The sequence below is a fragment of the Tenacibaculum retecalamus genome, from assembly GCF_027941755.1.
GTDB classification, from domain to species: Bacteria; Bacteroidota; Bacteroidia; order Flavobacteriales; family Flavobacteriaceae; genus Polaribacter; species Polaribacter haliotis_B.
In genome coordinates, this window is record NZ_CP115916.1 from 1,601,387 (window position 1) to 1,615,449 (window position 14,063).

General features: G+C 29.5%; 14 protein-coding genes. 5 read left to right on the top strand and 9 right to left on the bottom strand.

What is annotated here, in order from left to right; genetic code table 11:
- Positions 1-23 precede the first annotated feature (23 nt).
- The gene (locus PG912_RS07625) at positions 24-1,022 is read left to right on the top strand and encodes a metal-dependent hydrolase (protein WP_275687054.1); all 999 of its coding nucleotides are present in this window, start codon (positions 24-26) and stop codon (positions 1,020-1,022) included.
- A gap of 52 nt (positions 1,023-1,074) precedes the next feature.
- On the opposite strand, the gene PG912_RS13800 is transcribed toward PG912_RS07625, so the two are convergent.
- The 8 genes from PG912_RS13800 to PG912_RS07660 form a co-directional block, all read right to left on the bottom strand.
- Positions 1,075-1,389: a class I SAM-dependent methyltransferase gene (locus tag PG912_RS13800; RefSeq protein ID WP_408648414.1), complete on the bottom strand. Its 315-nt coding sequence runs from the start codon at positions 1,387-1,389 to the stop codon at positions 1,075-1,077.
- Positions 1,389-1,655, bottom strand: a complete 267-nt coding sequence (locus tag PG912_RS13805) for a class I SAM-dependent methyltransferase (RefSeq protein ID WP_408648384.1) — start codon at positions 1,653-1,655, stop codon at positions 1,389-1,391. The genes PG912_RS13800 and PG912_RS13805 overlap by 1 nt, the downstream gene beginning before the upstream one ends.
- Before the next feature lie 45 nt (positions 1,656-1,700).
- Entirely contained in the window at positions 1,701-2,204 is a 504-nt protein-coding gene (locus PG912_RS07635; protein WP_275687055.1) for a hypothetical protein, read from the bottom strand.
- Entirely contained in the window at positions 2,205-2,741 is a 537-nt protein-coding gene (locus PG912_RS07640; protein WP_275687056.1) for an FMN-binding protein, read from the bottom strand.
- Between the two features lie 103 nt (positions 2,742-2,844).
- Positions 2,845-4,029: a porin gene (locus PG912_RS07645; protein WP_275687057.1), complete on the bottom strand. Its 1,185-nt coding sequence runs from the start codon at positions 4,027-4,029 to the stop codon at positions 2,845-2,847.
- Between the two features lie 149 nt (positions 4,030-4,178).
- Positions 4,179-5,738 (bottom strand): bifunctional metallophosphatase/5'-nucleotidase, encoded by a 1,560-nt coding sequence (locus tag PG912_RS07650; RefSeq protein WP_275687058.1) that lies wholly within the window; start codon positions 5,736-5,738, stop codon positions 4,179-4,181.
- Between the two features lie 33 nt (positions 5,739-5,771).
- The gene (locus tag PG912_RS07655; RefSeq protein WP_275687059.1) at positions 5,772-6,581 is read right to left on the bottom strand and encodes a hypothetical protein; all 810 of its coding nucleotides are present in this window, start codon (positions 6,579-6,581) and stop codon (positions 5,772-5,774) included.
- A gap of 6 nt (positions 6,582-6,587) precedes the next feature.
- Positions 6,588-7,445 (bottom strand): hydroxymethylglutaryl-CoA lyase, encoded by an 858-nt coding sequence (locus PG912_RS07660; protein ID WP_275687060.1) that lies wholly within the window; start codon positions 7,443-7,445, stop codon positions 6,588-6,590.
- Between the two features lie 189 nt (positions 7,446-7,634).
- Here PG912_RS07660 and PG912_RS07665 point away from each other — a divergent pair, with 189 nt between their 5' ends.
- The 4 genes from PG912_RS07665 (at position 7,635) to PG912_RS07680 (ending at position 11,207) form a co-directional block, all read left to right on the top strand.
- On the top strand, positions 7,635-8,207 hold the full coding sequence (locus tag PG912_RS07665) for an RNA polymerase sigma factor (protein ID WP_408648385.1): 573 nt from the start codon (positions 7,635-7,637) through the stop codon (positions 8,205-8,207).
- A complete protein-coding gene (locus tag PG912_RS07670) occupies positions 8,200-8,727 on the top strand; it encodes a hypothetical protein (protein ID WP_275687062.1) in 528 nt (175 codons plus the stop codon). The genes PG912_RS07665 and PG912_RS07670 overlap by 8 nt, the downstream gene beginning before the upstream one ends.
- Positions 8,714-9,787: a hypothetical protein gene (locus tag PG912_RS07675; RefSeq protein ID WP_275687063.1), complete on the top strand. Its 1,074-nt coding sequence runs from the start codon at positions 8,714-8,716 to the stop codon at positions 9,785-9,787. Before PG912_RS07670 ends, PG912_RS07675 begins: the two co-directional genes overlap by 14 nt.
- Positions 9,788-10,478: 691 nt before the next feature.
- The gene (locus PG912_RS07680; RefSeq protein WP_275687064.1) at positions 10,479-11,207 is read left to right on the top strand and encodes a head GIN domain-containing protein; all 729 of its coding nucleotides are present in this window, start codon (positions 10,479-10,481) and stop codon (positions 11,205-11,207) included.
- Between the two features lie 68 nt (positions 11,208-11,275).
- Here the strand turns inward: PG912_RS07680 and PG912_RS07685 are convergent, their stop codons facing one another.
- Positions 11,276-13,912: a valine--tRNA ligase gene (locus PG912_RS07685; protein WP_275687065.1), complete on the bottom strand. Its 2,637-nt coding sequence runs from the start codon at positions 13,910-13,912 to the stop codon at positions 11,276-11,278.
- Between the last annotated feature and the right edge of the window lie 151 nt (positions 13,913-14,063).

The following is a 14,063-nucleotide window of genomic DNA, read 5'->3' on the forward strand; positions in this document are numbered from 1 at the left end:
CATGCCTTACTTTTGTTTATTATATGGATTCACTTACTCAAATAATATTAGGAGCCGCTGTTGGCGAAGCTGTTTTAGGTAAAAAAATAGGAAACAAAGCCATGTTTTATGGCGCAATTGCAGGAACAATTCCTGATTTAGATGTGCTTGCTTCTCATTTTACGGATACAGTTACAGCTCTTAATATTCATCGTGGATTTACACATTCCATACTCTTTTCTATACTCTTCGCTCCTGTTTTTGGTTGGTTGGTTTCTCGTTATGAGAAATACAAGAATTTTAAAAATTGGTCTTGGTTATTTTTCTGGACTTTTATAACACATCCTATTTTAGATGCTCATACCACTTGGGGAACGCAGTTTTTTTGGCCTTTTGATATTCGGTTAACATTTAAAACAATTTTTGTTATCGATCCGCTTTACACAATCCCTTTTTTAGTTTTTCTATTATTGGCTATGAGGCAAAAACGAACCTCTAGGAAACGACAGCTTTATAATAAAATTGGCTTAATAGCTAGCTCTACTTACTTAATACTTACATTTTTTTTTAAATGGATGGCTTTCAATCAATTTGAAGCTGCTTTAAAAACACAAAACATATCATATTTACAATTAAATACCAGACCTTCTCCAATGAATACCGTTCTATGGAGCGCTAATATAGAAACAGAAAACACATATCTATTAGCCAATTATTCATTTTTTGACACACAACCTATTACTTTTAATTCTTATAAAAAAAATCATCATTTATTAGGAAACCTAGCTGATAATAAAAAAATAAAAGAAATGATTGCTATTTCAGAAGGTTGGTATACTATTACAAAAAAGAATGATATCCTTTATTATAATGATTTACGGTTTGGACTTTTAAGTTTGGCACCAAACTCTCAAAACTTTGTTTTTAAATATAAAATCACTGAAGATGATTTAGGTAATATTCAATTTACTGAAGAACCTAAAGATAAACGCGATGGAAAAAAATTACTTTCCCAATTATGGACACGTATAAAAGGAAATTAAGGATAGTAGTTTGAAACTCTCTTACTCTATAATTTAATTTTTATTATAAAAATTATTTTTTCTGGAGTATCACAAACAACTCCATACCTTTTCTATTGTGATAAGAATTATAGCAAGATTCCATTTTAGTAATATTTAAATAAGGTTTAAAATAAGTACTATACTCTTCTTTACTGCCTCCAAAAGGCGGATGATCTTCATTTAGTTTTGCATCAAATAACAAACCTACTAATTTTCCGTTTTCACTAAGCAAATCATTCATTTTTGAAGCATATTTTACACGTAAAATCGGATCAATTGCGCAAAAAAAAGTTTGTTCGATTATTAAATCAAAAGTAGAATCTATATCAAAAAAATTAGCATTAATTAATTGTACTGAAGGAAAATTTGGAACTCTTTTTTTAAGTTACTTAAAGGTTTATTAGAGATATCTACTACATAAACATTTTTAAATCCTGTCTTAAAAAGATATTCTGCTTCGTAAGAATTTCCTCCTCCAGGAATTAAAATTTTTAGCTCTTTATTTTCTAATTGATCAAAATAAGCTTTTAAAGGTGGAGAAACTATTCCTAAATCCCATCCAATTTTATTAGATGTATATTTCTTTCCCCAAAAATTTGCAGATAAATCCATTTATTAAATATTTAGTTTTAAAAATGAAAATTGTTTGTGTACACTTTATTCTAAAGTTAACTTCTTTTTAAAAATCAATTGATTAAAAATCATTAAAACAGTCATTCCGAATGAAAGAGTCATAAATAACCCCGAAATCATAATAATATATTTCATCCAGGTAATTCCTGTCCACATTAAATAAATTCCACCAAAGGTGCTAATTATTGACACAAAAGGTTCAATCATTAAAAACAACTTTAGCTTTTTATTAATGCTTGTTGTAGCTAAAATAATTGCCAACAAAAAGAAAATTACAGAGAGTGATAAAATATGATTATGCACCATTGTTTTGATTTCTCCTGCCGATTTTTTAAACTTCATTGTAGTGGCCTCTTCTACATCTTCGTTTCCTAAATAACGCTCTTCTATTCCTGTTGGGCTCGAATTTGTTGTATCTCTAACAAATGATATTCCGCCAAAAAAACCAATACTTAAGGTACAAACAAAAGCGAGTATTAATAATTTTATTTCTTTCGGAAATTGATGAATTACACCGTGAACTTGCATTTACAATACTTTATTTTTATGTAGGATTTCTAAATTTTGTAGAAAAGTATTCACTGCAATTGTCATTGAAGAAGCTGAAATTGTTGCTCCTGATATTGCCATAATATCTTTTTCGTATTTTAAAGTATCTTTTGATGTTTTGCCTATAAATTGCTTTAACCAACGCTTACTACCAATTTCGCCGCCATAATCTTCGCGGTATATTAATACCTTGGTTTTTATCACAATTAATTGTTTATCTAATAAAACTAAGTAATCAAATTCATCTGTTTTACTTGGTGCTTTATCGATAAAAACATACCCTAAAACGTTATCTTCAATTGTTATTTTAAATAAATTTTCTTCAGAAATTTTACTCTTTAATTTATTGTTTATCGCTTTTGGAACAATTACTTTACTTAACGAAAAGTCTTCAACATTAAATGTTTTTTTAATTTCCTTATCAACTTTTTTCTTCAGCTTTTTAGGAATACTAAAAGATAGCAATCCTAAGGAAGTAACAATAAATAAGAAAAGTAATAAAATACGAGTTTTCATATTGCAAAAATATTAGAATTAGTCTAAATAAAAAACAAAAACCGAACCAAATTATAAAAACTTGATTCGATTATTGCAAAAAATAACAAACTTCTAATACAAATTAGAACCAAACACCAAACCCTAAGTTTAATTGCTTGATTGTTTGACTACCGTCTATTGCATTGTTTTTAAATTGATAATCTGCTTTAAATGCAGCACCTGGTGCAACTTTATAAGTTAAACCAAACGTTAATTCATTACGATCGTATGCTAAATTTTTAGCCAATCCACCATCAGTTGAAGCATGTGTATTGTAATCTTCGTAACGTGCAAAAGCAAATAATTGTTGTTTTTTATCTTGTGGTAATAAATTATATGCAGTTTCTACATACCATCCTTGTAAAGCGCTTCCTAAATCTACAGTACTTCCTGAAACAGTACTATAATATTCGTTATATTCCTTACTATCAGAAATACTTGCGTGAATAAACTGACCACGAGCTGTAAAACGTTGGTATGCATAACGAGCATCAAAACCTACCATTGCAATACCTACATCAGAACCATCAATATTCTCTATAGACTGTTCCGATTGAGTTCTTCCAAAATATCCTGATAATCCTAAACGTAAACCTGGTACTCCGTAATAATCTACCTTTCCAGAGAAGTTTACATTATTCATCATAGATTCCGCTCCTTTTTGACGACCGTTTCTAAAACCATTTTTACCGCCTAAAAACTTACCATTATTATCAGATACAAAACCATTAAACATATATGCTTGGTAACGTAAAGATGCTTCATCCCATCTACCAGAAATACCTAAACCAATTTCTCTCCAAGTAGAAGGCACAATAGATTTATCCATACTAGGTCTTTCAACACCGTTAAAAGTAGTTGGTTCATGATATTCATTTACAATACCCATTGGTACTAACATTAAACCTGCTCTTAAGTTTAAATTATCTGTTAATGTATACTGTAAAAAAGCTTGTTCTATGTATACTTCTTTTACGTGTTCAAATTCAATTTCAGTAATAAATTGTGTGCGTTCGTTAAATTTATATCCTAATAACATAACCATTCTATGCACATCTAACATGGCATTTTGTCCTGTCGCTCTATTGTAATGAACCTCTGCATAACCACCAACAGTTAAACCTTTTTGGGTTAAATTAGAAGATAAGATACGTTGTGCTGCATTTTGCTGACTTTGTGGATTCGTAGGAATACTATCTTGCGGAGCCGATTGCGCTGTTACAAATAATGATGCAGTTAATAGTACTGCAAAAAACACTTTTTTCATCTTTATTTAGATTAATTTTAAATAATTAATTGTTTTACGGGTGCAAATGTAAAAGAGTTAATTAATTTAACAAAGTTTATTAAGATTTATTTTAAATAAACTTTAACACTTTATCTAAAATAAATCTTAATAACTTAAAAATCAAAAAGTTATTGTTTTACAGTTTTAAGATAGCTTATCACAGCTTTTCTAATATCAGCACTTAATTCGGTTGGTTTTGGTTTGTAAACCGAAATAACATCAGGGTTTTTATCTGATAGACCAGGTATATCTAATCCACGTAATAAATAATCAGAAAATGCTACTGTATAGGTTTTATCAACAATAATGGCTTCTTTTCCTATCAACCATTTACCCGCTACTTTATTTGCGTTATAACGTTGTAAATAAGCACCAGTACCTGCTGCCTTAAAACCATATTCTAAAACTTCCTTTAATAGACTTCCTTTAATATCTACTTTTAAAATAGCACCTCCATAAGGCAAAACTCTAAAGATATCAACTACATTTATAGCACCATCTAACGCATCGTCAATACGAACAGAACCTCCATTTACCAATGCACAATCTACTTTGTCATCATAAGCAAAACTCATCGCTTTTGTAATAATTTCTCCCATATTAGTTTGAATACTTCTAATTGGTGTTTCTCTAGCATCTAATGGCTCCTTTGCATTAAAGATCACTTCATATGGGTTCGCTACAATATCTTGAATTTTTGTTTTTAGTACTTTTTGCCATTTCGTAACAATAGCACCTACTTTTTCATCTGTAGGTATTTGAGCATTAATTTCTTTTAATTCTGATTTTAACTGAATTTTCTTTGTTGCTAAATCATATTCAAAGCGATGAATATAAACTGTTTTTGCGTTTGCATCTGCTTTTGCTATGATTACTTTCCCAACATTTTCATAGGTATTAGTATGCTCGTGACCTCCCATAATTAATGGAATATTAGGAAACATTTCTGCTACTTTTTTATCCTGTTCAAGTGTTAAATGCGTTAACCCGATAACAACATCTACTTTATCTTTTATATTATTATAAGCTCTTTGTATTTCTTTATAGATTTCTCCGTAATACACATACCCTTTCGGATTTGAAGGAATACATGCACTTATAAAACCTACTTTTAATTTAGTGCCATCTTCGTTTTCAAATTCTCTGATATAAGAATCTTTTAAATATTCTTTTTCTCCATTGATTGTTTTATGAAAGTATTCCTGTTTTCCGTCTTTATTGTGTAATACATTTGCAGAAATCCAATCGAATTTACTTTCATTTAATCTTTCTTGTAAATTTGTATAACTTAAATCGAATTCGTGATTACCAAAAGCAACCAAATCAAAATTCATGGCATTCATTACTTCTACCATTTGCTTACCTCTTACACGAGATCCATTAACTTTCATGGTACCTATTAATGATGGATTTAAAAAATCGCCTGCTAAAACAAGCATGCCATTTTTATTTTCTTTTAATACGTTTTGGTGCACAGTTTCTACTCTAGCCATCCCCCCAAACTCATCGTTTTGAATGGGTGCTATTTCATAAACATCGTTTAATTGAAGTATGTTAAAATATGTTTTTCCTGCTTCTTTTTTAAATTGATGTGAAGTAATAGCAGTTTTTTTATTGTTTTTTTTAGAATCACAACCAACAATAGTAATTGTTAGTATAATTATAAATAAAATTTTAATTTGTTTCATTGATTTTTTTTTAATGCAACAAATTTACATATTCTAATGAAGATATTTACGAGTATTTTGCCTGATCATTTTTCGATATGCTACCAACTCTGGAAATTGATAGAAGAAATTTATTTTTTTATGCGCAATCGTTCTTGGTTTTCTAATTTTAGAGCGTAAAACAAAGGCTGTCCAACTTTCAACAATATCTTCTTCTGGGCTAATAGCAGCATAATCTGTTAAAAATTCAGAGGAATTATTTTGATATAAATCATATAATTTCTCAACACAATTCGCTTCTGTATAACAGTAATTTTTTTGAATAACATCCCAATTATCTAATAAAGCACCTTTCCAAAAAAGGTTAACAAATTTATTAATATAACTGTTTTTATAAGCTTCTCCTTCTATGGTCAAATACAATTCGCCTTCCTGTTGTTTCTCTTTTCTTGTTGGCCTAATTTGCGTTTTATTCAACGTTAATAAATGGCCAAACTCATGAGTCATCGTATAAACAGATTCGTATAATCTTCTTTTATCTCTAGATTTTAAATTAACATCTTTAACATCAATTTCTAGTTGCCATTTATCATTTCTAGAATTTAACGACACTAACGCACCTACTTTTTCGTCAGGACCATCAGTCATTAAAATAATTCGCTTCACATATTTACTAGTTAATTCTTTAGGAAAAATCCTATAAAACTCTTTCCAGTAATCATTAGCCAAATCATTTATATTAGACCTGTTTTTTATTAAATTCCCCTTTTGAATTTGCCATACTCCTATCCTTTCATCAATCTGAGCCTGAGATTGACAAAAAATAGTTGTAAATAAAAAGAGTATAATAAATTTAAGCTGCATATCTATTTAAAATACTTCGAGTGCTTTATTGTAAGCGCTTTCGAAACTCATTGGTTTTATATTTGTTGTTACTTTATTGGCTGTAAAATACGATAACAATTTTTCTGTTGGCATATTACCCGTTAACTCATCTTTTGCCATTGGACAACCTCCATAACCTTTAATAGCAACATCAAAACGACGACAACCTGCCTTAAATGCACTGTCTACCTTTTCGTGCCATTTTGTTGGAGTGGTGTGTAAATGTGCTCCAAACTCTATTTGCGGATAACTCGGTATTAAATTCGAATACAAATAATCAATATCTTCTGGAGTTGATGTACCAACGGTATCTGATAAAGATAAGATTTTTACACCTAATTTTGATAATTTCTCTGTCCAATCTCCAACAATATCAACATTCCATGGATCACCATACGGATTCCCAAATCCCATTGATAAGTATGCAACAACTTCTTTATTAGTTCTGCTTGCAATAGCCAACACCTCTTTTAAAGTATCTATTGATTGCTCTATTGTTTTATGTGTATTTCGCATTTGAAAATTCTCGGATATCGAAAAAGGATATCCTAAATAATCAATTTCTTCAAACTGAGAAGCATCATTTGCGCCTCTAACATTTGCTACAATTGCTAATAATTTACTTTTCGTTGTTGATAAATCTAACTTTGATAAAACCTCGGCAGTATCTCTCATTTGAGGAATTGCTTTTGGTGATACAAAACTTCCAAAATCTATCGTATCAAATCCTACTTTTAACAGTGAATTGATATACTTTGCCTTTGCTTCTGTAGGAATAAAATGATTTTTAATTCCTTGCATGGCATCCCTTGGGCATTCAATAATTTTTATACTGTCAATCATTATGCCAAATATACGTATTTTGATTCGTTTTATGAACCTCACTTTTTCTTTCTATTAAAAAAAACATCAAAAACATAGTTCACTCAATTATAGAATATTACACTATTTTTAGCTGCATTTTAGAATAAAATTTTACTTTTATAAAATAATTTTGTCACAATTCGAAAACTGAATTGTCTCTAGTATAGAATGATTTATTTGGAGTCTAAAAAAACACATATCAACCAACTAATAGCGCGCTGTAAAAAAAATGATAGTGCTGCGCAAATGCAAGTATACAATAGCTATTGTAAAGCTATGTATAATACTGCATATCGTATTTTAAAAGATGAGTTTGAAGCTGAAGACATAATTCAAGAAGCATTTTTAACTGCTTTTACTAAACTGAATACCTTTAAAGGAGAAGTTGCTTTTGGAGCTTGGTTAAAAAAAATTGTGGTAAATAAAAGTCTTACACAATTAAAGAAAAACAATCGTTACGAAGAAGTAAAAATGGATGTTATTCCTAATCATGAAATAGAAGAAACTGTTATTGATTATAATTCTTTAGATGTAAAACAAGTAATAAAGAGTATAGAGAATTTAAAAGACAATTACCGAATTGCGTTAACTTTAAATTTAATAGAAGGCTACGATTATGAAGAAATTTCTCAAATATTAAACTATACGAACGAAAATGTACGTACAACAATATCTAGAGCCAAAAAAAAACTAAAGCAATTATTGCTTTGCAACACTAATAAAACACCTATATATGGATGATAAATTACATCAGTTTTTTGATGAAAATGATTTTGACATATTCGAGCCACATTCTGGACATTCAGATCGTTTTCAAAGAAAACTTCAGTCACATAAAAAACAACAAAAGCCAACCTTATTTTGGATGAGTATTGCAGCATCAATTATATTGGTTTTAGGTTTTTATATTGGTAGTTATCAACAAAATAAAAGTTATGAACTGGCGGATGTTTCTCCGAAAATGGCAGAAACGCAAAGTTTTTTTGTAACAACAATAAATCAAGAATTAAAAGAAGTTGAACAATATAGAACTATCGAAACAGAAACTATTATTGAAGGTTCTTTAGATGAAATTGAAGAGTTAGAAGATCACCATAAATCATTAATTAATGAATTGGCTAAAAACGAAAATAAGCGCTTAGTTATTCAAAAAATAATTGATAATTATCAACAACGACTAATAGTTTTAGAAAGACTTTTAGTACAATTAGAACAGCAAAAAACAACAAAACTAGCACACTTAAATGATGAAATTATATAAATTGATATTCCTTTTTATACTCTTACCAACCGTTTTGGTTGCAAACGATAAAAAAAAGCACGAAAAAAGTAAAACAATTAGTAAAAATTTTACTGTTAATAAAAACGCAACCTTATATATTAATAATAAATATGGTAATGTAAACGTAACTACTTGGAATGAAAACCGTATTGAAATTGATGTTAAAATAACCGTAAAAGGGAATGATTTAAAAAATGTTGATAAAAAATTAAATGCTATTAACATACTCTTTGAAGCTTCTAATAACTTGGTTGAAGCTCGTACTAAAATAGAAAGTATAAAATCTAACTGGTCGTTGTGGGGTTCGAACGACATTAACTACAAAATTAACTATTTTGTAAAAATGCCAATAACCAACAATGCCGATTTAAACAACAAATATGGTGCTATTGAAATAGATAAGCTTGAAGGAAAAGCAAATTTAAATTGCGATTATGGAAACATAAACGTTGATGAGTTATTGAATGATTCAAATACTATAAATTTAGATTATTGTGGTGGATCAGAAATCAACTTTATGAAATCTGGTAATATCAATATTGATTATTCTAAATTACAGATAGAAAAATCAGAATCTTTGAATATTAATGCTGATTATTCAACTGTAAAAATAGGACGTTCTAATAACGTAAAATTTAATAGTGATTATGGTAGCATTGCCGTAGCTGATGTAGCTAATATTACTGGAAGTTCAGATTATGCTAGTATAAAAATAGGAAACTTAAGAAAAAATCTTAAAATAAATACTGATTACGGAAGCATTAAGGTTAGTAATATTATAAAAGGTTTTGACAATATTACAATAGACGGAAGCTACGCAAGTATTAAATTAGGTACAAGTAGTAACAATAACTTCAATTTCATGATAGATTTAAGATATGCTGGTTTTAACTATCCTGAAAATAATGTAAACCTCTTTAAAAGCATTAAAAAAAATACCAAAAAATATTACGAAGGTACTTTTGGGAATGGTAACTCTAAATCAACAATTAATATAAAATCAAGATACGGAGGGGTTTCTTTAAAAGTTAAAGATTAATAGCGCTTTTCCTCAATTATAGAAATACAAATTAAATAACGAGCTATATAATACATTACTGTATATATAATTACCATAATTATACTATACTCTAAATACCTGTTAAAAGCTAGAAAAAAGTCTGCTATACCTATAAGAAAAACTCCTAAAAAGAATTGTATGTTTTGTCTATCCTTTTTTTGTATAAGATGAAAAAAAGCTACACCTATCAAACCTAAATTTAAAAAACATATTATAAAAAAAGCAATTAGCATATTTTCTACATACGGCGACAATAAATAGGAACTCATAATAAAAACAAATACTCCTGGAATAACATATTTTTTTTACAGAACCCATTTCTATTTTAGAAAGTGTTTTTCTTAAAATTACAAAGTATAAAACTCTTTCAACAATAACTAAAACTAGTCCTTCTCTAAGAAAATCAGGATCAAAAATAAAAAAAGAATCAGAACCTATCGAGCACATTAAAATTAAGATGTACCAATAGTTTATTTTTTTTGATACACTAATATATAAAAAAGCTAAAAAAACAAGTGAAGTTAATTTAACAACCATTTCTTCCAAAGAAGCTCCTACATCAATAAAAAACAATGAAATAAAACAGGCTATGAAATAAACTGTACTATATATTTTAAATTTTAAATCCATAATAGTAAATATAACCCATTCAAATAAATAAATAAATAAAATGAACAAACAACTTTTTACAATTGTCATCGTATTATTATCTGTAACTACTAACGCACAAAGTTGGTGGAATTCGAAAAAAATTAAAGGTAACGGGAATACTATTACCAAAACGAGAACTATTAATACTTTTGATAAAGTAAGTATTGGCGGCTCTTTTGATGTTAATTTAATTGCCGGAACTGAAGGAACTATAACTCTTGAAGGGGAAGAAAACATCTTACCTTATATTGAAACAACAGTTAAAAACGGAAAATTAAAAGTTCAATTTAAAGAAAACACCAATATTAAAACAACAAAACAGTTAACAGTTACAATTCCTTTTAAGAACATTGAAGCAGTTTCATTAGGTGGTTCTGGTAAAGTAACCGTAAAGAAACACATAAAAGCAGATAATGTATCATTTAATATTGGAGGTTCAGGAAGTATTACCGCAAATGTTACTGCGAATACTATAAAAACTTCTATAGGTGGTTCTGGAAACATCAAATTAAAAGGTAAATCTGAAAATCTTAAATGTTCAATTGCAGGTTCTGGTAGCGTAAAAGCCTACGATTTAAACACCAATACTTTAAAAGCAAGTATTGCTGGATCTGGAAATGTACGAACAACAGTAACATCTAAAATAAAAGCAAGTATTGTAGGTTCTGGAAGTGTTTATTATAAAGGGAAACCAAATAACATCGATACTAATTCAGTAGGCTCTGGTGATATAATTGATAAAAATTAATAGTTATATAAGCTATAAAAAGCCCGCTAAATAACATATTTAGCGGGTTTTAATTTATGAGAATTATTTTACTTTAAACTAGTTAAACTAGATTTAATCGTTGCTATTTTGGCTAAAGTATCTGATTCTTTCTTGCGCTCTACAACAATTACCTGCTCTGGCGCATTGCTTACAAAACGTTCGTTAGATAACTTCTTTTGAATACCAAATAAGAAACCTTCAGCTCTTTTTAATTCTACTTCTAACTTTTTAGTTTCTGCTGCTACATCTATATTTTCGACCGCAATCGGAATAAAATATTCGTTAGATTTTACTCTAAATGAAGCCCCTTCAACTTTATCAGAAACGTAATTAATTACCGATGCATTTGTTAGTTTTTGAATAATAACATCAAAACTCTTTGTAAAATCTTCTTTATTTACTACTGATAATTCCACAGCATCTTTAAATGAAATGTTTTTATCTTTTCTTATCGTTCTAATTCCTGAAACAACATTAGTAGCAAACTCAAATTCACTAATAATAGTTGTGTCTACTTTCTTAACCTCAGGATATTTTGCTATAATCAATGCTTCTTCTGGAGTTCTCTCAGCAATATATTGCCAAATATCTTCCGATAAAAACGGCATAAACGGATGCAATACTTTTAAATTATCTTCAAAAATAGCGATTACTGCATCAAATGTTTTTTTATCTATTGGTTGTTGATATGCTGGCTTAACCGTTTCTAATAACCATGAAGAAAAATCATCCATAATTAGTTTATAAATTGCCATTAAAGCATCCGATAAACGATATTTAGAAAAATGATCTTCAATTTCTGCTAATACTGTTTGAAACTTCGCATTATACCATTCTAAACCTATTTTGGCAGCTTCTGGTTGCGCTAATGTTGCGTCTACTTCCCAACCTTTAACCAAACGAAAGGCATTCCATATTTTATTAGAAAATCCTTTTCCTTGCTGACATAAATCTTCATCAAACATTAAATCATTTCCTGCCGCAGAACTTAGTAACAATCCTACTCTTACTCCGTCTGCTCCGTAATCTTCAATTAATTTTAAAGCATCAGGTGAATTCCCTAATGATTTAGACATTTTACGACGTTGTTTATCACGTACTAAACCTGTTAAATAAACATTCTGAAAAGGTTTTTCACCTTTATATTCATAACCAGCAACAATCATTCTTGCTACCCAGAAAAATAAAATATCTGGTCCGGTAACTAAATCGTTTGTTGGATAATAATATTTAATTTCTTCGTTCTCTGGATTGTTTATTCCGTCAAAAACACTCATTGGCCATAACCAAGAAGAAAACCACGTATCTAATGCATCTTCATCTTGTCTTAAGTCAGATGCCGACAGCGAATCGTTATTTGTTTTTTCTTGAGCTAATTTAACTGCCTCTTCAATAGTTGTTGCAACAACGAAATCTTCTTTTCCGTCTCCGTAGAAATACGCAGGAATCTGTTGTCCCCACCAAAGTTGACGAGAAATATTCCAATCACAAACATTTTCCATCCAATGACGATACGTGTTTTCGAATTTCTTTGGATACAGATTAATTTCAGCATCTTCACCTAAAACAGCTTTAATAGCTGGTTTTGCTAAATCTTCCATCTTTAAAAACCATTGATCTGATAATCTTGGTTCAATAACAGCTTTGGTTCTTTCTGAGGTTCCTACTTTATTTGTGTGAACTTCAGTTTTAACTAAAATTCCTTTTTCTTCTAACTCTTTTGCTATTTCTTTTCTAGCTACAAATCTATCTTTTCCTTGATAATGTAAACCAAAAGAATTTAATGAAGCATTATCATTAAAAATATCAATTACTTCTAATTTGTGCTTATCTCCTAAAACCTTGTCATTTTCATCGTGAGCAGGAGTTACTTTTAAACATCCTGTTCCGAATTCAACATCTACATATTCATCTTCAATAATCGGAATTACTCTTCCACAAAGAGGCACAATTGCTTTTTTACCTTTTAAATGCGTAAAACGTTCATCATTCGGATTGATACAAATAGCGGTATCCCCAAAAATAGTTTCTGGACGCGTTGTTGCAATCGTTAATTTATCTTCAGATCCTTCAATTTTATATTCTAAATAATAAAGATTCCCTTGTTTTTCAATATGAATAACTTCTTCGTCAGAAAGTGTTGTTTTCGCTTCAGGATCCCAATTTACCATTCTATATCCGCGGTAAATCAATCCTTTATTATATAAATCAACGAAAACTTTAATAACAGATTCAGACAACGCTGGATCCATAGTAAAAGCTGTACGTTCCCAATCACAAGAAGCACCAAGCTTTTTTAATTGCTCTAAAATTTTACCTCCATACTCATGTTTCCATTCCCAAGCATGCGCTAAAAATTCTTCACGCGTTAAATCGTTTTTATCAATTCCTTGTTCTTTTAACTTGGCAACAACTTTTGCTTCGGTAGCAATAGAGGCGTGATCGGTACCAGGAACCCAACAAGCATTTTTACCTTGTAAACGTGCACGACGAATTAATACATCTTGAATTGTATTGTTCAACATATGTCCCATATGCAACACTCCTGTAACGTTTGGCGGCGGAATTACAATCGTATATGGTTCTCTATCATCTACTTCAGAATGAAAGTAATTATGCTTCATCCAGTAATCGTACCACTTCCCTTCTACTTCTTTAGAATTATATTTTGATGGAATATTCATCTGTTTTTTATATCTTTATAACCAAATGATTAAGCTCTGTGCTTTTTGGCATTATTTTTGAAATTCAATTAAGCAAAAATACAACTATCTCTGAGGTACAGAAAATAAGATGTCGATTTTTTTAAAACTAAAAAAATAACCCTAAATTTGT